Raw genomic sequence first — 21,300 nt, 5'->3', positions numbered from 1 at the left:
CGATTTTTTATAATTATTTTCCTTCTATTAAATCATTCGCCATTTTCCTAAATTCTTGATTAAATGCGTCATTCATACCATTTTGGACGTTAGAAAATAATATGACAAACGTTCGTTTATCCCAGTTAAAATTATTAAAAGTGTTCCAGCCAGCTAATACACCGTGGTTATGATAATAATCTGGGTAAATATAGAAACTAAATCCATATTTTCTTGCAGGTGATGCAGAAAACATATCTGATACACTTTGTTTAGAAAGTAGTTTACCATCCATAATAGCTTCATCTAACTTTTTCATATCTTCAACAGTCGTATACATTTCACCACAACCATACAGCCAGTTCATTTTTAAGCGCGGCGTGGCTATTAACTTATTATCTTTTTTCGTATACCCTTCTGCTAAGAAAATATCTTCTGGAAGTGTTGCGCCCATTCCAGATTCATTCATTTCAACGGGAGTCAAAATATTTTCTTTCACATATTCAGCAAGTGGTTTATTCGATATTTTTTCTACAATATATGCAAGCACCATATAATTATAATCTGTATATTTCCATCCTGTCCCTGCTGGAAATTGTAACGTTTGTGCCCCAATCCACGTTACTAATTTTAACCGTGATGCTGCGTCAACACTACCTTGTCCCTGTTCTGGTAATCCAGACGTATGTGTTAACAAGTTTCGTAACGTAATGTTTTTATCTGCCGGAAACGATGGGATATATTTATTTACATTGTCTTCAATGTTCAACTTCCCTTTTTCTTTTAGTTGCATAATAGATATTGCAACAACTGTTTTCGTAATAGAACCAATGCGATATTTCGTTCTTGGCGTTGTTAATACTTGATCTTTCACATTCGCATAACCGTAGCCTTTTCGTAAAATTACATGACCTTTACTTGCTACAAGAACACTCCCATTAAATCCTTTATCTTTTAAGTACTGATCTAGTTTTCCAGCTGCAATTTCATAACGCTTTTTCTCATTCGCATCAATTTCCTGCTTAACATCTTTTTGCTTACTATTTACATTAGAAAATGCCTTTGCATCATATTTTTTTCCTTTATTTGCATGTATTAGCGTAACAATACTTCCACAAAAAACTGCAAAAATAAAGAAAACGATTAACCATTTCTTTAACATACTAGGAACCCTCTTTTATCTAGTTTCACTTAACGTACATCCATTCTATTTTATATCTTTTAATTATCAAGTATATTATAATATTATTTAATATTCACTCTGTTAAAACTAGATTCCTTTTTCTCATTTTCAATTTTGACTACTCTCTATTGTATTTCTTTCTTGCAAAATTTCCAACATACAATCGGATGCATTACACTATAATTTCAAATTCTTTTGTAACATTTGTTACATACTAAAAAGAATGGAGATGTAATATGAAAAACACCGATAAACGCAATCGTTTAGATGATAAGATGTTTCATTATCGGATAACAAAAAATAACATGGTATTAATTGAATATTACGGAAAACAAATAAAAACATTAAAAGGAAATGATGCTGAAAAATTTTTAAATAAAATAAATCATGCAAATAACGATAAAGAAAAACAGCTAATTATGGCTAAAATTACAGGTAATTTCAAAAGAGGTAATGAACGAAATTGAAAACGAATCTCATTTACATTTTGATTATACAACAAATAAAAAAAGAAATGTCGCTCATTCAACATTTCTTTAGACTTTCTTCATAAAAAATTTACATTACTAACATTCCTTCATTTTCTATACTTCCTATATAAGCTAACCGCTGAAATAGTTAGTAATACAACTATGCATAACCACGCATACGTATATCCCTTCTTATCTACAATATAACCAAATAAAGCAGGCGCAGCAATAATGGCAATTTGATTTAATGTAAGTGCAAAACTCACTGTCATCCCTACCGATTCTTCACTTGCTGATTCCGCAACTTCAGTTATAAAAAGGCTAAACCATCCAATTGAAAAGAACCCTAACAATGCACTTACACCATACAATACATTCGTTATTGTATGTATGCTCATTACTAATATTAGAATGAAGAAAATAGAAATACAAACAGTTATAAATAAGAGGGTACGCCTATTCCCCTTATAAAATAAATCACTAGTAGCTGCTAATATAACCCTACCAACCATTCCAGAAAAGAACATAACGGAAAATACTTTTCCAGCTAAAATTGGCGTGATTGATTGTTCCAATACTAAAAATTTTATAAAGTGCGCAACTAACACCATTTGCAATGAAATCATACAAATGCCAGTTATATAAATTGCATATAACTCTTTTTTACACATCACTTCTTTTAACTGCATCCAAAAAGAAAGTTTACTACGTTCTTGTTTAACTTTCTCTTGAATATATGGTTCCTTATAAAATATAAAAAATAAAAACCCTCCAATTATACAAATACATGCAATACTATTTACCGCATAGGCCATATTATATTTTATTGTAAGAACCGGGATCAATACTCCCGCTAATGTACCACCAATCGGTATACCGGCTTGTCTAATCCCCATCGCTAACCCGCGATTTTCTTTTGAGAACCACTTCATTATCACCTTACTTCCTCCTGGCTGCGAAACACTATAAAACGTTCCTACTAATAAAAGTACAAAGAGTAACCCATTAAATCCATTGACCATATTAGTCAGTAAAAACGAACCTCCTAGTAAAAATGAACTTATCGAAATTAACAACTTTTCATTGTATTGATCAAGTAGCCGCCCGACAAAAAGCATACAAAATAGCGGTCCTATATTTACAACACTTACTAACAATCCAATCTCCGTATTCGTAAGTGCATATTCTTCTTTCCAAAATAAAGCAAACGCTCCAACACCATATGTTATAAGTGTCGCTGTTGTTTGAGCAACCGTCGCAAAAATTAACATAACCCACTTATAAGTACTATTCACCCTTTCTTCCATTAACACAATAATCCCTCCATCCCCTTCCATTGTATGAAAGTTCTGATATCATATAAAATAAAGATTTATCATGTAATTCATCAAAAAAAATGATACCTTTTCTGGAGGGATGATACTTGGATATAAAAGATTTAACTGTATTTTACGAAGTTGCGAAAGAAAAAAACATATCTCACGCAGCTAAAAATTTAAACTATGTACAGTCTGGCGTAACAATGCGTATGAAACAACTAGAAAACGAATTAGGTGTGCCTTTATTTTACCGAAACGGAAAAGGTGTAACTTTAACTTCTAACGGTGAGATTTTATTAACATACGCCAAACAAATTATCTACTTAATGGATCAATCTGTTAAAGCAGTTCAAAGTAATGGGATCGAACCAAGAGGCACTTTAAAAATTGGATGTACAGAATCTACAACCGCTGTAAGACTTCCATCTATATTAACGGCCTATTATGAGAAATACTCAAAAGTCGAATTGATTTTAGAATCAAATACGACGGAACAATTGATTAGGCTTGTACTAGAACGAAAACTGGACGGAGCGTTTATAGCTGGCTCTACTCAGCATGCTGAACTTCATACAAATATATTTCGTGAAGAAGAATTAGTTCTCATTAGCAAAAAGCCTTTATCTTCCTTTAAAGACATAGGAGACATGAATTTACTTGCATTTAGTCATGGGTGCTATTATAGAAATTTATTAGAAGATTGGCTTCAAGAAGAAGGAATTTCACCTAAGCGAGTATTAGAGTTTGGAACAATTGAAGCGATTCTCGCATGTGTAAAATCAGGTATGGGCATAGCAATTATGATGAAGTCTATTTTAAGTGGTCATAAACATGACATATCATTCAATCCTTTACCAAATAACTTCAAAAAAGTTCCTACTACTTTTATTACTAGAAAAGATATATATCACTCTGCTGCATTACAAAAATTTATGGAGATGACTCACAATGCGTGAAAAGAAAATACGTGGTATGAACCGAAAAACAAACACTATGATAAACCGAATTGAGGAACATACAAAAACGTTCCCTTCTACTTTCTATAACGATGAATATTGGAATATGCTATTGCCAGTTTCGCAAGCTTTTATTGACTCTCGTAAAACACCTAGAAAAGTAAAACGGTTATGTATTCAAACCTTATTAAATCAAGCAAATCATTTAATAAATATGAAACCGAGCGATACACATACATATCGAGTTGTTGTTTTGATTTCTATAAATAATTTGTGGGATTCGGAAATCATTATATTTAAAAATGAGGACTATTTTCATAATTTCTTTAATAGAAATAGTGAATTTCAAAAATGGATCCTTCTTTCAAATGAAATTGATTTTTGGGAGACATGGGAAATTTCAGTTTATCATTCCTTCCAAACACTTCGCTTTCAAGAAATTATTTATGATGAAGATGAATGCTATGAAAAAGAGATTCTGTTTATCGGGGAGTTAAATTAAAAAGGGTATACCTAAAACACTGGTATACCCTTTTCCACTTATTTTTCCTTCAATACACTATGTAATCGATCCGGATAATTTGTAAACATTCCTGTAGCACCCCATTTGATTAACAGTCTCATATCGGGTTTCTCATTAATTGTATAAGGGTGAATTAACAGTCCATTTTTCCTAGCCATTTTCATATATGACTCATCAATAATTAGTTCTCCGTTATCATTACGTAAGTTTGGTCCAATACCAGCTGCATACTTTTTAATTTCTTGAAAATCATCATTTGTTACACTTTTCGGTTCATGTGTAATACCAGACCATTCAACAATTTCATTGTTTTCATTTGGATAATACCAAAGCAATTGAACTAACGGAATATTTTCATTCATACTATGAATCTTTTTCAAACTATCTTTACTAAATGATTGAATCATAACACGGCTAGAAGACATGTTTTGGCCTACTAAATTATATTTTTGTAACAACGCCAACAATTTCTCTTCCATTCCTGGATACACATCTGGTGATTTTGTTTCAATATAATACTTCATACTTCTTCCATATTTTTGGAATATTTCTTCAAGAGTTGGAACCTTTTGCCCAACATACTCTTGCTTAGCCTTTTCTGGATACGCTTTATTAAACCATGACCCAGCATCTAAACTCTTTATTTCACTTAACGTTTTATCGCGTACTTCGCCTGTTCCATTTGTAGTGCGATCAACTGCTGTATCATGCATTGCAATTAATTGGCCATCTTTTGTTAATTGAATGTCTAACTCTAAATAATCCGCTTTCATTTTTTTCACTAAATCATAAGAAGCAAAAGTATGCTCAGGTGCATGTCCACTGGCTCCGCGATGTGCAATATTTAAAAACTTATTCGTATTCCATTCATGCTTTCCTTCTGCTTTCGCATGAACAGCTCCCCCAGCAAAGATACTTCCCGTCATAAAGAAAATAACTAAAACGCTAATAATCTTTCTCATCCTTCTAACCCTTCCTACGTTGCAAATTTCAACAAGCTAATGAGATTTATACGAAACAGAAGACACACTTTCATTATTTTTATAAACCTATATTAAAATTCCAATCTTACAAATGTTTTCTATATTATTAATATAGAAAACTAGTATTATCCTATTTAATTTCTATAGCCCTCCTTTTCACATGTAACTCCCTATTTTGTACGGTTCATTCAATAAAAAAAGCCATAAATTATTTAGAATACACTCCTGTGTCCCTAAATAAATTTATGGCTTTTCTCAAATATCTCCGGCCTCTATTAACTTGTCGAATTTAATCATATCAAACCTATTGAAATTTGTGAATATTTTTTTCAGTACAGTGAAGCGCATAAAACAATATTTCTGTAGTTACTTAAAAATCACATAATAAATTTCTCATTACCCCTTCCAATACTATATCTGGATTTACTACCGTTTTTTCCGAACGCCATCCGATAAAGCCATCTGGTCTAATTAATACAGCACCTCCATTCTCTATACCATATAATTTGCTAAAAATATCTTCTGGAACAACAAAGTCTCCACTTAAGCCAACACGATACCCTTTTATATGTATTCCTAATTTAGCTGAAACAGCATGTGCTGCCTCAGCCCAAGAACTATTTTCTACTCCTGTAAGTAATACAAAACTGTTACCGAATAAGTCTAATGTAGAAACTTTCTTCCCTTCATACGTTCCCCATAAATGTGGCGCTCGCGTTCCAGGTCTTCCGTTCAACTCTATGCTATCCATTCTATGCGGAGTGACTGAATCATCTATAATTGCCTCTGAAACATACTGATATCCAACTGTAACAGCTAAACCATCCATATTATTCAAACTGCCTTCCTCTCTATTCGCAGCACGAAACAGTAAACTACTTGCATAAGCTGTCGTTAATTTTGCAACAGAGTGTCTCTCCTCATGATATGTTTCTAACAGTTTTGGTTTTGCCTTCCCTTTTATAACAGCCGCTAATTTCCAAGCTAAGTTATGCGCATCTTGTATTCCTGTATTTGAACCAAATCCTCCTGTTGGCGGCATAATATGTGCTGAATCTCCAACTAAAAAGGTTCGATTCCCTTGAAATTTCACCGCTGTACTTTCGGCCGCTTTCCACGGTAAAACACTTAATATTTTTGATTCAACATTTGTACTTCCAATTGCTATTTGAATAATTTGTTTACAACGTTCTATAGTGAAGTCCTCTAGCCCCTCTCCTTTTAATGGATCGTAGGCTACATGATAAATCCATTTTTTTACGTTATCAACCGGGATAAGTGCACCAAGAACCTCCGGATGAAGTACCATCGAAAAACCGAATGCGTCTCCTTGTATAAACTCTCTTAAATCAGCTTCAAAATAAATATTCATATAATAGCCACCAATGGTTCCACGACCCTCAGTTTTAATCCCTAACTGCTCACGTATTTTACTTTTCGCTCCATCCGCTGCAATTACATAGTCACAATGTATGACACTTTCTTTGTCTGTTTCACGATTTCGAAGCTTTGCTTTTACCCCGTTTTCACTTTGTTCAAATGAAACTAATTCATGATAAAAAGATAGTTGTCCGCCTAGCGTTTTTGCTTCTTGTAACATCATCTCTTCTAAAATAATTTGATAACATGCAGTTTGTTTTGATGGACTAATCTTTTCTATTTTTTGAAGTAACTCTTCATCGTTTCTGTATTGCGTCGCTCTCATTTGTTCCAATTCTTCTTTATTCGCTTCAGCTATTGTATGAACCGCTATTCTTCCTCGGCAGTTCTCTAATGCTTTACCTGCCAATTTAATTCTTTGTTCCAAGCCTAATTCTCGAAATAACTCCATTGTACGTAAAGTAAGACCACCTGCTTTCGGATGAATGGCAGTAGATGGATGCCTTTCAATAAGTAAGTACTCAATGTTATGTTTTGCAAGAAATAACGCAGACGCTAACCCAGATAATCCCCCTCCAACAATTAAAACTGGTACATAATTCGATTTCATATATTTACCCTCCACATCATTGTTCTGAGCACAGTGACATAAATATAATCAAAAAAAACATTAAAATATAGACTTATATTTCATTTTGAATTATCATATAGATAGATTACGCCCCAAAATTCCTTTTACCTTTTCATACATCTATAATCTACCTGAATTGTGTCTGTATGAAAGTGTAAAACAAAAGAATGTACTTTACGTTGAACCATGTTCTATCGTAAAAATCAAAAATAATACAAACATTATAAGCGGTCGTAACCTTATGGATTATACAAGGTTACGACCGCTTATTTTATTGTTACATCATTTTTTGTTTTTAAAACTTCATCTATTGTGTTATGTAATCCTTCCAATCCCTTTTCTATCTCCCTATAATTTTCAACAATAAAAAATTCATTCGTCTCGATTTTCTTTCTCAATATTGCACCTCATGCAACAATCATGTAGCATTACCGTATCGAAATAATGGTTTATCATCTTAAACCTTTCGACTAATTACCTGGAGGCAAAGTGATTGAAATGAATAAACAAGAACAATTAAATATTATAAAAAAAGATTTTATTGATTCTCAAAAAGTATTATTGGCAATTGGTGATGAAACACGTCAAGCTATTTTATTAGTGCTAATGGAAACGGAATGTCAAACAGGATTACGTGTAGGAGAAATCACGAAGCAAACACACCTTTCCCGTCCAGCAGTATCACATCACCTTAAGATTTTACGAGAAGCTGGCATTATTTTAATGAGAAAAGAAGGTACAAAAAATTTTTATTATATTGATATACGTACAAAATTAGGTTTATTAAAAAATCTTGTATTAGATATTGAGAAGCTATTGCAAAACTTTTATTAAAACTTGGAGGTATAAGATATGAAAGCAATGATAATTGATAGATATGGAAAAGTCCCAATGCGTATGGCAGAGGTACCTACTCCTGAAATTAATGAGTATGAAGTGCTCGCAGAAATTCATGCAGCTAGTATTAACCCAATTGATTTTAAAATACGTGATGGAAAAGTTAAAATGTTACTGAAATATGAAATGCCTCTAATCCTTGGGAATGACTTTTCCGGTGTCATCACGAAGGTTGGATCAAAAGTGACTCGTTTTAAAGTCGGTGATGAAATATATGCTCGTCCAAGAAAAAATAAGATTGGTACTTTCGCGGAGTATATAGCCATTCATGAAGATGATATTGCTTTAAAACCAAAAAATCTAAGTTTTGAGGAAGCGGCTTCGATTCCACTCGTTGGCTTAACTTCCTATCAAGCTTTACATGACATCATGCAATTACAAAAAGGACAAAAGATTTTAATTCACGCTGGATCCGGTGGTGTTGGTACTTTCGCTATTCAGTTAGCAAAAATAATGGGTGCTACTGTTACAACGACTGCTAGTGAAGCTGGTGCAAATTTAGTAACGTCTCTTGGCGCAGATGAAATTATTAATTACAAAACAGAAAAATTTGAAGATATACTAAAAAATTATGATGCGGTATTTGATACAATCGGCGGTGCAACACTTGAAAAATCATTCAATATTATAAAAAGCGGAGGAAACATTGTTTCCGTTTCAGGTATGCCGAATGCTCGCTTCGGTAAAGAATTTGGTTCAGGATTCTTTAAAACTCTCTTATTTTCATTAGCCAGCAAAAAACTTACTGCACTTGAAAAAAAGCATAATGCTCAATATTCATTTTTATTTATGAAGCCAAGCGGGGATCAATTACGTACTATTGCAAACTATATTGAAGCCGGAAAAATTAAACCGGTAATCGATCGAGTTTTCCCTTTTGAAGATGCGCAAAAAGCAATGGAATATTCAGAGTCTGGAAGAGCAAAAGGAAAAATAATTGTAAAAATTAAATAATAATAAAACCTCCATTTTCTTAAAATGGAGGTTTTAAATTTGCTGTTAAATAGACATAGTGCAATGAAGTCCTTACAATAGATTGCAAGGGGAAATATTATATTATACTTTTAGTTAACTTTACAAAGAATACATACGTACAAATACATAACTTAAAATACAAAAAGGAGGAGATACAATGACTAAAAATAATGAAACAGGTTGGAATTTAGATAATAGTTATACGACTTTACCACAATCATTTTATACAGAAATCCCCCCTACTCCCGTAAGTTCACCGGAGTTAGTTAAACTAAACCATTCATTAGCGATATCTCTTGGCTTGACCCCTGAAGAACTGAAAAAGGAAGCTGAAATTGCTATTTTCGCTGGTAATGCACTCCCAGAAGGAGCTCATCCATTAGCTCAAGCATATGCTGGTCATCAATTCGGACATTTTAATATGTTAGGCGACGGTCGTGCTCTTTTAATTGGCGAACAAATTACTCCTTCAGGTGAGCGTTTCGATATTCAACTGAAAGGTTCTGGCCCTACTCCCTATTCACGCCGAGGAGATGGCCGTGCTGCACTCGGTCCGATGCTACGTGAATATATTATTAGCGAAGCAATGTATGCACTCGATATTCCAACTACCCGCAGTTTAGCAGTTGTCACAACCGGTGAACCAACCTATCGTGAAACAAAGTTACCTGGAGCAATTTTAACTAGAGTAGCTAGTAGCCATATTCGCGTCGGTACATTTCAATATGCTGCAGCTCGTGGTTCAATAGAGGACCTGAAATCACTAGCTGACTATACGATAAAAAGGCATTACCCAGAAATTGAATCTCATGAAAACCGATATACTGCATTACTACAAGAAGTCATTAAAAGACAAGCCAGTCTTATCGCAAAATGGCAACTTGTTGGATTTATTCACGGCGTAATGAACACTGACAATATAACGATCAGTGGCGAAACAATTGATTACGGTCCTTGTGCATTTATGGACAATTACGACCAAGGAACTGTATTTAGCTCTATTGACACACAAGGTCGTTATGCATATGGAAATCAACCATATATGGCCGCATGGGATCTAGCACGACTAGCTGAATCTTTAATACCAATTCTGCACGAAGATGAAGAAGAAGCATTAAAAATCGCTCAAGACGAAATTTCGAAATTTAGCGTACAGTATGAAAAACAGTGGTTCCTTGGAATGAAAAAGAAATTAGGACTATTTAGCAACGAAGAACAAGATCACTCACTTATTGAGCAACTTTTAAAAATGATGGAGAAATATAAAGCGGATTACACAAATACATTCCGTTCATTAACTCTTGATGCTATCGAAAATACAGCTCTATTTGAAAGTCCTGAATTTAAAGAATGGTACAAACTGTGGCAATCTCGATTAGACAGACAAGAACAATCGAAAGAAAACGCCTACGAGATGATGAAAAATAATAACCCATCAATCATCCCGAGGAACCACCGTGTAGAAGAAGCATTAGAAGCAGCTGTTACAAATGACGACTATAGCGTAATGGAGAAACTTCTTGAAGCTTTATCAAACCCTTATGCGTATTCTACAGATCAAGAAGAATACTGCGCTCCGCCTGCACCGACGAATCGCCCTTATCGTACTTTTTGTGGCACTTGATTAAAAATTTGTTTTTATTTTAACCCAAAAATTTATTAAGTTAACTATTAATCACAAACTTAAAAGTTGCTTTCAATATTGAAAGCAACACATTTAGTATCCAACCTTAAACAAGTCACAAATTATAATTTGTGACTTGTTTAATTACCCACGTTCAATAGAAGATTTGTTTTGCAGGCATCGTTGTATCTTCAGAGACAGCATATGGATTTTCATTAGGTTTTATAATTATAAACGTTCCACCATATCCACTTTGAGCTAATTTATTACAAAGACCTTCTACCATAAAACCCCATAACTCCAGCTGCTATTCCCATTATAGATAATCCAAGTTTTTTCTTTATTTCAATGCTTCTTTTTCAAGTATTCTCTTTTTTATTTCATAACTCATAAAAAAATACTTTTCTGCTTTTTCTATATTACCTACTTTATGAAACTCTAATGCCAGACTTTCAGTATATTCGTGAATATACTCCGATAAATTTTTTCTTTCAAAGTAAGAAAAACCTTCGAGAATAATTTTTTCTATTTTTTCTACCTCTAAATGCTGACAAAATCCCTTTAGAATTAAAAAGTGATATCTATATTCATCATTTTTTAATTCCTCACAAACCTTCAATCCACTTTCAATTAATTCCTTCGCTTTTTCTATTTCACCTAATTTATAATATTCTCTTGCCTCTAAAAAGATTGCCTTATAATGAGTAGGCATTTTTTTAGAAACCTCAGATAAGTGTCTAATTGCTAAAACTGAAAGATTTTGACTCGCATACAATAAACCTAAATTATGTCTGATTCTTAATACTAACATTTCAGCATCATTTTTTTGTAAAATGTTTATTGCTGACGCAATATATTCCTCACCTTTATCATGCTGCTTTAATTCCGAAAAAGATAATCCTAATATATTTTCGCACAGCGCTATGTTCACTTCATACCCTGCTTGTTTAACAAAGATATCTCTTGCTTTTGAAGCGTATTCAATAGCTGAATATGCGTAATGCAAGTGGTATTTTAATATAGCAACTCTATAATTAAACTCTGCATATTCAATTTCATCTGAAATATGCTCTAATAACCCTTCAGCTTTTTCAAAATAGTTGCTAGCTTCACTATAATTAGTAAGAATTGTATAATGAATGGCTTTGAATAAATAATAATAATAATAATTAGAATATTCATCATTTGGTTTAGGCAATGCATCTATTTTATCAAAAGCTTTTTTCAAATTACCTAAACCATCTATTAACACTTTATATCGAAATTCTAACAGATAATAGTGAAATGAAACCTTTACATCTGATTCGATAATATAAAGCTTTTTATCGATCTCCCCTTTTAATTTTTTTGCTTCACTTATACGTTGAGCTCTAATATCTCGATACCAATCATTCAGCATCTTAGTAATTAATTCATTGCCAGTGATTTGTATATTCATCAAATCCACTCTCCTTCTTTTAATTATCATAAAAATAACATAATTCGATTTTTTATATCTATCTATATATATATTTCTCAACAATTGAACGAAATTCATTCACTGAATTTCGTTCAATATTTTAATAAATCCGCTGTAAATATGAATACTTTTTCTTATAACCTCTGAATATGAGTATCCTTAAAACCCGTCTCATATTTCAATCCATATCCAAACATTCGATCCATTCCAATATGTGCTGTCCATATTAAGCCAATCATTATAACGGTATCTATCTTAAAATAGACACCTATTAGAACAATTAATATGGATATGATATATGTGTGACATACATTGTATATTTTCGCACCAACGTGATTATTAATCCCATATGCTAACATTGATAGATCCGGCGCTAAAAGGAATACAAAAAATATAATCCAACTAAACTCATATATCGAATACATATAAATCGTGACTAAAAATACAACCATTCCTTCAAAATGTACAATACGTTTTTGCATTATTTATCATTCCTATTTTTCTATATTTATTAATACATTTTCATCGCTAAAAGTATTCTTTTCATTTTTTGCATTTTTTGACCAGATGGTTGCTAATATTGGCCCTGCAATGTTATGCCATACTGCCGCTAATACACTTGGGAGTGCAGCAGCCGGTCCAAAATGCAAAATACTTTCCAGCTACATTACTTATCGCTTCTAGTACTTTCATCCACTCAGCCCCTATCTTTTAATTGAAATACCTTATTCGGATTCAAAATATTTTGCGGATCAAGAGCTTTCTTTATTTTCTCCATTACAAATAATGCTGCCCCATGCTCTTCTTCTTGATACTTTCGTTTTCCGATTCCAACGCCATGTTCTCCTGTACACGTTCCTCCTCGTTTAAGAGCATACTGAACGATACTTTCATTTATTTCGTCTGCCTTCTTCACTTCCTCTTTATCATTTGTATCAATCATTAAGAGTACATGGAAATTCCCATCCCCAACATGACCGAGAATACCGCCAATAAGCCCTACTTTATCTAATACCTCTTTCGCATGTTGAATCGCTCCAGCTAATTCCGAAATTGGCACACATACGTCTGTACTCATTAGCTTTTTACCAGGATAACTATGCACGTAAGAGTACGCTAAGTTATGTCTTGCATCCCACAGTTTATTTCTCGCTGCTGTTTCCATCTCAAACGCAATTTCTATACATTTATGATCAAGAACGATTTCTTTCGTAAATTCAATATCTTGCTTTAACCCTGCTTCATTGCCGTGAAACTCTAAAAACAGTGTCGGTTCTTCTCTGTAACTTGTTTCATTGTAATGATTTACTTGTTTCATAGATAATTCATCAACGAGTTCAATTCTCGCGATTGGAATACCTGCCTGTAATATGTTAATTACAGCTTCTACTGCATCATTTATAGTTGGAAACGATGCCCTCGCAGCCATAACATGTTCTGGTATACCGTATACTTTTAAAGTTAACTCCGTGAAACATCCAAGTGTTCCTTCTGAGCCTACGAAAATACCATTTAAATGATAACCTGATGATGACTTCGCCGCTAAATTCCCGGTATGTATTACTACTCCATCAGCAAGAACGACTTCTAAATCTCGAACTTGATCACGCATTACCCCATACTTTACCGCTGTCGTTCCGCTCGCATTTGTAGCAGCCATTCCTCCTAACGTTGCATCAGCTCCTGGGTCTACACTAAAAAATAATCCATACTTTTTCAATTCTTTATTAAGCTGAGAGCGCGTCACCCCTGGCTGTACTCTCACAAGAAAATCCTTTTCTCTTATTTCAAGTATTTTGTTCATAAGAGAAAAGTCCATTGTAATTCCTTTTTCGTAAGGAATTACATGTCCCTCTAAACTGGACCCTACTCCAAATGGAACGACAGCTGTTCCGTGCTGACTCGCTATTTTCATTATCGCGCTAACTTCTTCGGTCGTTTTTGGAAAAACAACTACATCAGGTAAACTACTAACATGGTAAGATTCATCTTTACTATGTAACTCTCGTACTGTCATATTTATTACTACTCGATCTTCAGGAAGTATGCCTTTTAATTCATTTACTACATGTTCAATTGTTATTTCCATAATCAACTCTCCTTTTTAAATTTAAAACAAGTATACCATCTTTATACAAAATAATTAGAAAAATGAGATTTTTAAACCTAAACATACAAAAAAGAACCTGCAGCACACGCTACAAGTTCTTTTCCACTACATTTTAAACGATTTCTTTATTAACAACATAAACCAAATTAAAGTAACTGCCATCAACGAATGAGAAAATCCTACAATATAAGTTAACCCTTTAAAGTCAGCTCCATTTAACTGAAGAAGCCCTCTCGCTGCTAGCGAACCTAACATTAATGTTAATGCAATGTTATGTAAAACAAACCACTTATTAAACCCTTGCACTTCATGAAACGCGAATACTTTTGCTAATCCTAAAGCAATTAAAAAGAAGAAAAAGCCAAGTACAAGTGTATGTGTATGCAAAAGATTTAACAAAGTAGACCCTAAAATCCCTTTATACTTACCATACTCCCTAGCGAAAATCCCTGATAATAAACCGATAATCAAATACGTAAAAGATGCATTATATAATTTCTTCATTATATACCTCCTTGAGTAGAATGTGTAGTGTGTCATATTTAGTAATAATGATAGTTATATAGTAAAAACTCCTAGTCACCTAGGAGTCATTGTATAAGCATCTCACTCTTTACAATCAATCCTAATTATAAAATATCTCTCTATACAAAACAAACGAACTTTATGTGAACAAACAAAGCTCCATTAAAATATGTTGCACTTTTGTTTTACACAATCCATACTAATTGTTATAACTTTTTAAAGGTGGTGTAATAATTGATAGTTCTTGAAACCGAACGTCTTAACCTTCGTTGGTTTGATATAAAAGACGCTCCTTTTATTCTTGAGTTAGTAAACGATCCTGCATGGATTCAGTTTATCGGTGACAAAGGAGTTAGAAACTTAGAAGATGCAAAAAGTTATATTGTAAACGGTCCCATCGATATGTATAACAAACTCGGATTTGGCCTTTACTTAGTAGAACGAAAAGAAGATCTCACTCCACTTGGTATGTGTGGCCTTATTAAAAGAGATTCATTAGAAGACGTTGATATCGGATTTGCCTTTTTAGAGACATTTCGTTCACAAGGATACGGCTACGAGTCAGCTTCTGCGATAATCGAATACGGTGTACAAAAGCTCAGCATGAAACGAATTGTAGCAATTACTTCTATAGATAACATCGCCTCAGGAAAGCTTTTAGAAAAAGTAGGATTACGATTTGAGAAAATCATTTCAGATTCAGGAGAAGATTTAAAATTATTTGGGTATAACGCATAGTAAAGAAGGTCGCCGTGAATGGTGACCTTCTTTACTATTTTACTGATCTCGTCATAATACTTTTAGTTCCATTATAGTTTTGCAGTAATTCTTGTGATTACTACTATGCCTTTCATATCACATTTTTTGGAAATTCATAGAAATAAAACTTTCACATTTAAATAAATTATATTAATATATCAAATAAAGGAAGTGAGAATAAATGGAACAACCGCTATTTTTATTAGTTCTTCAATTCATTGCATTCATATTAATCATTTGTATCGTATATGGAATGTTGTACAATACCGTATTAAATTTAAATATGCCTAAATGGACTGCACATATAGTAGCTACGGTCTTTTCCCTTGGTATTACCTATTAAGCTTTTAGAAATTTTATTTAAAAAACTTTTGTAGCAATTACTTCTATTGTTGATGCAGTAAAGCTTTTAGAAAAAGCAGGATTGCAATTCGAGAGGGTTATTTCAAGATCAGAAAACGTAACCATTTTTTATAAAGTCTTTCCAGCGCAAAATAGTGAAGAAGTTAGTTCCGCTGAAAGTGTGTTTGCATAAAAAGAAATGAATTTAATTGATGCTACAAAAATTTTATTTTAATTCTGGTTCTATTGTTTGGAATCGTTCTAGGGTACCATTTGTGTGGACTTTAAAAATTTTCATTTGCGCACCAAAATGTTGCGTTAAGTAAAATGTATCACCAGTTATTAAATTTCCAATCTTCCAATCAGGTTGATATGTACTTTCCATGGAACTTTCTAAATCCCCAATCATTATTAAATTGATATATAATGAAGATGAACTACTCAACATTTTCGTTAAAGATAGTCTATCAACCTCTAACTACCTAATGAACTCAAGTAAACACATCTTCAGTCATTTTAAGAGGTACAAAAGGCACCCTTTCGGGTGATTTTTGTATAAAAATTCTATTTTTTTATATTCGATACCAACCACGAACCTTTTTAAAATAATAGTATCATTATGTCTCCTTTTTAGAGATTATTTTTAATTACCTTGAATTTTTTGCACCAGAACCGGAAAATCCCTGACTACTCGAAATATCAACTATCAGGTGCTAATATTCAATAACGCGTACTGAAAATGATTAAACATTTTTATAAACCAGTGGAACATTTAAGAAATCAATTTTTCTCTTATCGAAATTTAATTAGCTTACAGTAATACAGTGGTCATATATTTTTAAGAATAACGGAAGAATATATAGAAATTGCTACAGAAATGTGAAGTTTAATTAATTTAGGAGGAACAAACTTGTTTAATCAGCTTGTAAAAGTTATACCGAATTTATTTACGATTGGAAATTTATTGTGCGGTGTTTTCTCAATCACCTTGAATATGAGTGAATATTTAGGAGCAGCCTCCATTCTCATTTTCTTTTCAGCTGTTTTAGATTTTCTTGATGGAAGAATTGCAAGAAAATTAAAAGTGAACAGTGAGTTTGGCGTAGAATTGGATTCCTTAGCTGATATTGTTAGTTTCGGCGTCGCTCCTGCGCTTTTATTTCATACGATAGCAACACCTTCTATTTTAACTTCTTTGGCATTTATCCTATTCCCAACAATGGGTGCTTTAAGATTAGCTAAATTTAGTATTAAACCAACTATTGGATATTTTAAGGGATTACCTATTCCAGCTGCAGGATTATCATTGGCTGGTATGGCATTGTTTTCATATAGTAATGCATGGATTACTTTAATCCTCGCCCTCTTAATGGTAAGTCCCATTAGGTTTAAAAAATTTTAATGAAGGTCACGCCCAACGCCATTAAGGAGCATTTTAAATGGATTTAACGCGTCAATAAGTATAAAAAAGCGGGACAATAATATTAAATTAGGTGCCCTTCGAAAAATTAAAACCTTGTATTTATGGCTATTGGGTTAATCCATCGATATGTTATTCTGAAACGTCAGTCCACTTTTAACAGGAGCTCCCTTTATCAAGAGAGCTCCTGTTCTTATTTCTTCTTCTTTTCTGTCGGTTGGCTTTGTTTAGCAAAATTAGATGAATCATCAAAATTTGGTTGCTTTTTACCAGCATTATTACTTCTACCTTTTCCCATATGTAATGCACCTCCCCTCCCCCTTACTATTCCCAATAAAAAAATTCTCTTGCATCCAAGAGAATTTTAAATTGGGTTCTTATTGATAATACCTAAGTACTTCCAACACTGCCATTCCATAAAAGATGGATCCAATGTTAAATTATTTAATGCTAAAACAAATATTACATTTTCATATTTAACTGGATAATCAATTAATAATCCTAATGTATTTCCTGAATCTGCGACAATTATGATTCCCTTTTCTAACACGTCATCTATAACTTCTTTTAATTATTCTTACCTAGCATATAATATTTTCCTACACATTGAGATTGCATGTTGTATAAGGAAGCCCTTCTTCTTTCCATGCAAGAAATCCTCCCTTTAAATTCACTACTTCCTTTATACCAGCTCTTTGTAAAATACTAGCTGCTATAGCGGAACGTAATCCGGTTCGACATTGCAAAACTATTGGAAAATCTTTCGGTATATAATCTAGTTGTTCAAATAGATTACCTAAAGTGATATGTATTGCATCATGAAGGTGTCCTTCCTCCCACTCTTTTTTACTACGCACATCGATAACCTTAACGCTTCCACCTTTTATATGCGGATATAATTCAATCGATGTTTTTTCTTTGTAACTTTCAAATCTATCAAGTCTTTGTATTACTTTTAAGGGTGCAAAAGCAATAATATTATCTAACCCAATAGATTCAAATTCTCTAATAACTGCCTCTACTTTAACCTTTTCCTCATCTAGAATTATTAAAGTTTCTTTTTTATAATCTAATAACCATCCACACCAAGTTGTGAAATAATTGTTATAAGGTATGTTAATTGACTTCTCGATATGACCTGCAGCAAAACTCTCTACATCCCTTATATCAACTATTTGATAAACGCTCTTCAAAATTTCTTGAAGTTCTTCTACTGTATTAATAGCAGTACTTTTTCTCTTCTTACGAATTGGCGGACCATACTTATTTAAATTCTTCATTAATGAAAAATACTTTGGAGGCTCTGGCTGTCCCGTCAATAAAGTCGATATAAAATCACTTTCTTCATTACACCGAAATGCCCAATTGAACATCTTTTCATAACCTAATGTAGAAGTTGGAATTGCTCCTAATGCTTTTCCACATGCGCTTCCCGCACCATGTGATGGCCATATTTGCAAATAATCAGGAAGTATTTTTATTTTTTGTATAGAATCAAATAATTGTTTCGCTCCTATTTTTGCAGTATCTTTAATACCGACTGCAGTTTCTAATAAATCCGGTCTTCCTATATCTCCTACAAATATAAAATCACCTGTGAATATTCCTATCGGTTTATCATTCGTATAATTATTTTGACTTGTATCAGTTACTAAAAAAGAAATACTTTCAGGCGTATGCCCTGGGGTATGAATTACATTAAATTTTATATGACCTACTTTAAACTCTGTGCCCTCTCTAACCAATTTGTATCGACCTTCGTTAAGATATTGATATTTCCAATCACAATCTCCTTCATCAGATACATATAAATTTGCATGGTAAAGATTAGAAATTTCTCTAGACCCAGAAAGAAAATCAGCATGAATATGAGTCTCAGCCGCAGCAATTACTTCCATCCCCTCTTTCTTAGCAAATTCTATATATTGTTCTATATAGCGACTAGGATCAATAACGATTGCTACGCCTTCTTTCTGACAACCGACTAAATAGGAAGCATGTGCTAATTTTTCATCATAAAAATATTTTAAAAGCATAGCTATTCCCTCCAATTAGTTATTTCAAATTAATTTTCAATTTTTGTAACCACTTTTTATCTTCTCCTATAGAATCCCTTTCAACATTAAATTCCAATACATATATGGCAACATATATCTTTTAAGTAAAAACATACTATACCGTTCTTTCGCTTGATTAAATGGAAACGTTTCTTGAGGCTCATGTTCATAGTTAAATTCAGCAAGTATAAGACTTTTATATCCTGTAACAATCGGACATGATGTATATCCATCATATTTTGCCTGTAAATCTCTTCCGCTAAGTACGTCCATAATATTTTGTTTTAAGACGGGTATTTGTTTTCGAATTGCTGCTCCAGTTTTAGAGGTAGGTAAATTGGTACAATCTCCAAGTCCAAAAATATTTTTATATTGCACATGCTGCAAAGTATAAGGGCTTATATCTACCCACCCCTGATGATCACTTATCTCACTCTCTTTAATAAAATTAGGTGGCCCCATTGGCGGAACAACATGTATCATACTATATGGTACGGTTTCTCTTTTTAGTGTTTGCGTATCTTCAAAAATTGCCTCTCTCTTTTCGGCGATAATTTCCACTAGATTTTTATTATAATTCGTTATAATTTGCTTTCTTTCTAGTACTTGTTCTAAAGTATTTGCATATCTTGGAACCTGAAATATGTTATTGTTTGCAGAATAAAACATTACTTCACTTCTGTTTCTTAAACCACTATTACAAAAATACTCCTCTGCTAAGTACATAATTTTTTGTGGAGCACCACCGCATTTAATAGGAGTATTAGGGTGGGTAAAAAGCGCATTTCCTCCTTTAAATTTTTCGATTTCTCTCCAAGTAGAATCAACATATGTATAAGAATAATTGCTACATACCCCATTAGTGCCAATAGACTCTTTTAAGCCTTTAATACTGTCCCAATTTATTTGTATACCAGCTGCTACAATAAGAATTTCATACTCAAGTAGCAGTCCGTCATCTAAAAGTATCTTATTTTCAGATGGAAATAACTTAACAACACTTTTAGGGATCCACGTTGCCCCTTTTGGAATAAGCGATTCCTGATTACGCATCGTACTTTCCTTTGAAACAATTCCTCCCCCCACTAAACTCCATAGTGGCTGAAAGTAATGTTTTTTTGATGGATCAATAATTGCTATACTTTCTTTCAATAGGGGTACATTTCGTAATAAATGTGCAGTAGAAGATAGTCCTGCTGTCCCAGCACCAATTACAATAATTTTATAACTATCTCTGGTCTTCATTATCCTCTTCCTATCTAAAATTGATTTTTAAATTAACTAATTAGTAGCCATTTTTTCATCGTAGTAACATTATTATAAGTTAAAAACATCATAGCTTTATCTGATTCAAATGAAAATTTTGTTAATTTTACCATCAACATTACTATATGCGTAAATCCCCTATGTTACTTCCATATTTTAGTTTTAATATCAAAACTATATATTGTTATATAAAATAAAAAATATATTAAAATACTTTTCATGAATCCGGATAAGTAATGTTTAAAAAATAACATCTAACATCTTAGATGTTATAATAAGCAAATTCACATACTTCACAAATATGAAAAGTATTAAATATCACTTAAGTTTCGTTACTTTTTTTCTGTATATATTGATAAAAAATTGTGAAATTTCATCGCATTATGCAAGACATTTAATATCAAATATATTACTTTTACCATGAACTAAATGTGTTTATAGG

General features: G+C 32.8%; 23 protein-coding genes. 9 read left to right on the top strand and 14 right to left on the bottom strand.

Annotated features, from left to right (window positions below; genetic code table 11):
- Nucleotides 1-13: 13 nt before the first annotated feature.
- A complete protein-coding gene (locus MKY38_RS04930) occupies nt 14-1,141 on the bottom strand; it encodes a serine hydrolase domain-containing protein (RefSeq protein WP_000915192.1) in 1,128 nt (375 codons plus the stop codon).
- A 257-nt stretch (nt 1,142-1,398) separates the two neighbouring features.
- On the opposite strand from MKY38_RS04930, the gene MKY38_RS04925 reads away from it, so the two are divergent.
- The gene (locus MKY38_RS04925; RefSeq protein WP_065224164.1) at nt 1,399-1,629 is read left to right on the top strand and encodes a hypothetical protein; all 231 of its coding nucleotides are present in this window, start codon (nt 1,399-1,401) and stop codon (nt 1,627-1,629) included.
- Nucleotides 1,630-1,739: 110 nt separating this feature from the next.
- Here MKY38_RS04925 and MKY38_RS04920 read toward each other — a convergent pair whose 3' ends face one another.
- Nucleotides 1,740-2,969, bottom strand: coding sequence for an MFS transporter (locus MKY38_RS04920; protein ID WP_046392925.1), 1,230 nt, complete (start codon nt 2,967-2,969; stop codon nt 1,740-1,742).
- Between the two features lie 86 nt (nt 2,970-3,055).
- On the opposite strand from MKY38_RS04920, the gene MKY38_RS04915 reads away from it, so the two are divergent.
- On the top strand, nt 3,056-3,907 hold the full coding sequence (locus MKY38_RS04915) for a LysR family transcriptional regulator (RefSeq protein ID WP_065224163.1): 852 nt from the start codon (nt 3,056-3,058) through the stop codon (nt 3,905-3,907).
- Nucleotides 3,900-4,409: a DUF3916 domain-containing protein gene (locus MKY38_RS04910; protein ID WP_078384648.1), complete on the top strand. Its 510-nt coding sequence runs from the start codon at nt 3,900-3,902 to the stop codon at nt 4,407-4,409. Before MKY38_RS04915 ends, MKY38_RS04910 begins: the two co-directional genes overlap by 8 nt.
- Before the next feature lie 38 nt (nt 4,410-4,447).
- Here the strand turns inward: MKY38_RS04910 and MKY38_RS04905 are convergent, their stop codons facing one another.
- The 3 genes from MKY38_RS04905 to MKY38_RS04895 all read right to left on the bottom strand — a co-directional run bounded on the left by MKY38_RS04905 (nt 4,448) and on the right by MKY38_RS04895 (nt 7,822).
- On the bottom strand, nt 4,448-5,392 hold the full coding sequence (locus MKY38_RS04905; RefSeq protein ID WP_001226340.1) for a glycerophosphodiester phosphodiesterase: 945 nt from the start codon (nt 5,390-5,392) through the stop codon (nt 4,448-4,450).
- Nucleotides 5,393-5,783: 391 nt separating this feature from the next.
- Entirely contained in the window at nt 5,784-7,403 is a 1,620-nt protein-coding gene (locus MKY38_RS04900; RefSeq protein WP_078439908.1) for an FAD-dependent oxidoreductase, read from the bottom strand.
- 287 nt (nt 7,404-7,690) lie between these two features.
- Nucleotides 7,691-7,822, bottom strand: a complete 132-nt coding sequence (locus MKY38_RS04895) for a hypothetical protein (protein WP_001227549.1) — start codon at nt 7,820-7,822, stop codon at nt 7,691-7,693.
- A 91-nt stretch (nt 7,823-7,913) separates the two neighbouring features.
- Between MKY38_RS04895 and MKY38_RS04890 the strand changes: the two genes are divergently transcribed.
- The 3 genes from MKY38_RS04890 to MKY38_RS04880 all read left to right on the top strand — a co-directional run bounded on the left by MKY38_RS04890 (nt 7,914) and on the right by MKY38_RS04880 (nt 10,920).
- Nucleotides 7,914-8,258, top strand: coding sequence for an ArsR/SmtB family transcription factor (locus MKY38_RS04890; protein WP_000571870.1), 345 nt, complete (start codon nt 7,914-7,916; stop codon nt 8,256-8,258).
- 18 nt (nt 8,259-8,276) lie between these two features.
- Entirely contained in the window at nt 8,277-9,275 is a 999-nt protein-coding gene (locus MKY38_RS04885) for an NADP-dependent oxidoreductase (RefSeq protein WP_000646442.1), read from the top strand.
- A gap of 178 nt (nt 9,276-9,453) precedes the next feature.
- Nucleotides 9,454-10,920, top strand: coding sequence for a protein adenylyltransferase SelO (locus MKY38_RS04880; RefSeq protein WP_088346236.1), 1,467 nt, complete (start codon nt 9,454-9,456; stop codon nt 10,918-10,920).
- A gap of 154 nt (nt 10,921-11,074) precedes the next feature.
- On the opposite strand, the gene MKY38_RS04875 is transcribed toward MKY38_RS04880, so the two are convergent.
- The 6 genes from MKY38_RS04875 to MKY38_RS04850 form a co-directional block, all read right to left on the bottom strand.
- Nucleotides 11,075-11,206, bottom strand: a complete 132-nt coding sequence (locus MKY38_RS04875) for a hypothetical protein (protein WP_000229167.1) — start codon at nt 11,204-11,206, stop codon at nt 11,075-11,077.
- 54 nt (nt 11,207-11,260) lie between these two features.
- A complete protein-coding gene (locus MKY38_RS04870; RefSeq protein WP_341048240.1) occupies nt 11,261-12,358 on the bottom strand; it encodes a response regulator aspartate phosphatase in 1,098 nt (365 codons plus the stop codon).
- Nucleotides 12,359-12,513: 155 nt separating this feature from the next.
- The gene (locus MKY38_RS04865) at nt 12,514-12,861 is read right to left on the bottom strand and encodes a DUF4260 domain-containing protein (protein ID WP_341048239.1); all 348 of its coding nucleotides are present in this window, start codon (nt 12,859-12,861) and stop codon (nt 12,514-12,516) included.
- 12 nt (nt 12,862-12,873) lie between these two features.
- The gene (locus MKY38_RS04860) at nt 12,874-13,029 is read right to left on the bottom strand and encodes a transporter (protein WP_000545391.1); all 156 of its coding nucleotides are present in this window, start codon (nt 13,027-13,029) and stop codon (nt 12,874-12,876) included.
- Between the two features lie 47 nt (nt 13,030-13,076).
- Nucleotides 13,077-14,468 (bottom strand): FAD-binding oxidoreductase, encoded by a 1,392-nt coding sequence (locus MKY38_RS04855; RefSeq protein WP_000406584.1) that lies wholly within the window; start codon nt 14,466-14,468, stop codon nt 13,077-13,079.
- Nucleotides 14,469-14,594: 126 nt separating this feature from the next.
- Nucleotides 14,595-14,993 (bottom strand): DUF2871 family protein, encoded by a 399-nt coding sequence (locus MKY38_RS04850; RefSeq protein WP_000737896.1) that lies wholly within the window; start codon nt 14,991-14,993, stop codon nt 14,595-14,597.
- A 255-nt stretch (nt 14,994-15,248) separates the two neighbouring features.
- Between MKY38_RS04850 and MKY38_RS04845 the strand changes: the two genes are divergently transcribed.
- Entirely contained in the window at nt 15,249-15,752 is a 504-nt protein-coding gene (locus tag MKY38_RS04845; RefSeq protein WP_000636205.1) for a GNAT family N-acetyltransferase, read from the top strand.
- Between the two features lie 202 nt (nt 15,753-15,954).
- The gene (locus MKY38_RS04840; protein ID WP_341048237.1) at nt 15,955-16,116 is read left to right on the top strand and encodes a hypothetical protein; all 162 of its coding nucleotides are present in this window, start codon (nt 15,955-15,957) and stop codon (nt 16,114-16,116) included.
- Between the two features lie 225 nt (nt 16,117-16,341).
- Here the strand turns inward: MKY38_RS04840 and MKY38_RS04835 are convergent, their stop codons facing one another.
- Nucleotides 16,342-16,524 (bottom strand): DUF5065 family protein, encoded by a 183-nt coding sequence (locus tag MKY38_RS04835; RefSeq protein WP_002000399.1) that lies wholly within the window; start codon nt 16,522-16,524, stop codon nt 16,342-16,344.
- 501 nt (nt 16,525-17,025) lie between these two features.
- On the opposite strand from MKY38_RS04835, the gene pssA reads away from it, so the two are divergent.
- The gene (pssA, locus tag MKY38_RS04830; RefSeq protein ID WP_000483080.1) at nt 17,026-17,517 is read left to right on the top strand and encodes a CDP-diacylglycerol--serine O-phosphatidyltransferase; all 492 of its coding nucleotides are present in this window, start codon (nt 17,026-17,028) and stop codon (nt 17,515-17,517) included.
- Nucleotides 17,518-18,134: 617 nt separating this feature from the next.
- Here the strand turns inward: pssA and MKY38_RS04825 are convergent.
- Nucleotides 18,135-19,571 (bottom strand): MBL fold metallo-hydrolase, encoded by a 1,437-nt coding sequence (locus MKY38_RS04825; protein WP_341048236.1) that lies wholly within the window; start codon nt 19,569-19,571, stop codon nt 18,135-18,137.
- Nucleotides 19,572-19,637: 66 nt separating this feature from the next.
- Nucleotides 19,638-20,837: an FAD/NAD(P)-binding oxidoreductase gene (locus MKY38_RS04820; protein ID WP_025708911.1), complete on the bottom strand. Its 1,200-nt coding sequence runs from the start codon at nt 20,835-20,837 to the stop codon at nt 19,638-19,640.
- Nucleotides 20,838-21,300: the final 463 nt, after the last annotated feature.

The sequence above is a fragment of the Bacillus sp. FSL R5-0585 genome (genome assembly GCF_038004545.1).
GTDB classification, from domain to species: domain Bacteria; phylum Bacillota; class Bacilli; order Bacillales; family Bacillaceae_G; genus Bacillus_A; species Bacillus_A cereus.
The sequence above is the reverse complement of the archived record's forward strand: the minus strand, read 5'-3'. Positions and strand labels throughout refer to the sequence as shown.

Excerpts from the sequence above, each read along its gene's own strand:
- MKY38_RS04885 (WP_000646442.1), top strand. The coding sequence starts at position 8,277 with ATGAAAGCAATGATAATTGATAGATATGGAAAAGTCCCAATGCGTATG.
- MKY38_RS04850 (WP_000737896.1), bottom strand. The coding sequence starts at position 14,993 with ATGAAGAAATTATATAATGCATCTTTTACGTATTTGATTATCGGTTTA.
- MKY38_RS04875 (WP_000229167.1), bottom strand. The coding sequence starts at position 11,206 with ATGGTAGAAGGTCTTTGTAATAAATTAGCTCAAAGTGGATATGGTGGA.
- MKY38_RS04905 (WP_001226340.1), bottom strand. The coding sequence starts at position 5,392 with ATGAGAAAGATTATTAGCGTTTTAGTTATTTTCTTTATGACGGGAAGT.
- MKY38_RS04870 (WP_341048240.1), bottom strand. The coding sequence starts at position 12,358 with ATGAATATACAAATCACTGGCAATGAATTAATTACTAAGATGCTGAAT.
- MKY38_RS04825 (WP_341048236.1), bottom strand. The coding sequence starts at position 19,571 with ATGCTTTTAAAATATTTTTATGATGAAAAATTAGCACATGCTTCCTAT.
- MKY38_RS04840 (WP_341048237.1), top strand. The coding sequence starts at position 15,955 with ATGGAACAACCGCTATTTTTATTAGTTCTTCAATTCATTGCATTCATA.
- MKY38_RS04925 (WP_065224164.1), top strand. The coding sequence starts at position 1,399 with ATGAAAAACACCGATAAACGCAATCGTTTAGATGATAAGATGTTTCAT.
- MKY38_RS04855 (WP_000406584.1), bottom strand. The coding sequence starts at position 14,468 with ATGGAAATAACAATTGAACATGTAGTAAATGAATTAAAAGGCATACTT.
- MKY38_RS04880 (WP_088346236.1), top strand. The coding sequence starts at position 9,454 with ATGACTAAAAATAATGAAACAGGTTGGAATTTAGATAATAGTTATACG.
- MKY38_RS04835 (WP_002000399.1), bottom strand. The coding sequence starts at position 16,524 with ATGATTGGGGATTTAGAAAGTTCCATGGAAAGTACATATCAACCTGAT.
- MKY38_RS04865 (WP_341048239.1), bottom strand. The coding sequence starts at position 12,861 with ATGCAAAAACGTATTGTACATTTTGAAGGAATGGTTGTATTTTTAGTC.
- MKY38_RS04910 (WP_078384648.1), top strand. The coding sequence starts at position 3,900 with ATGCGTGAAAAGAAAATACGTGGTATGAACCGAAAAACAAACACTATG.
- MKY38_RS04930 (WP_000915192.1), bottom strand. The coding sequence starts at position 1,141 with ATGTTAAAGAAATGGTTAATCGTTTTCTTTATTTTTGCAGTTTTTTGT.
- MKY38_RS04820 (WP_025708911.1), bottom strand. The coding sequence starts at position 20,837 with ATGAAGACCAGAGATAGTTATAAAATTATTGTAATTGGTGCTGGGACA.
- MKY38_RS04900 (WP_078439908.1), bottom strand. The coding sequence starts at position 7,403 with ATGAAATCGAATTATGTACCAGTTTTAATTGTTGGAGGGGGATTATCT.
- MKY38_RS04920 (WP_046392925.1), bottom strand. The coding sequence starts at position 2,969 with ATGGAAGGGGATGGAGGGATTATTGTGTTAATGGAAGAAAGGGTGAAT.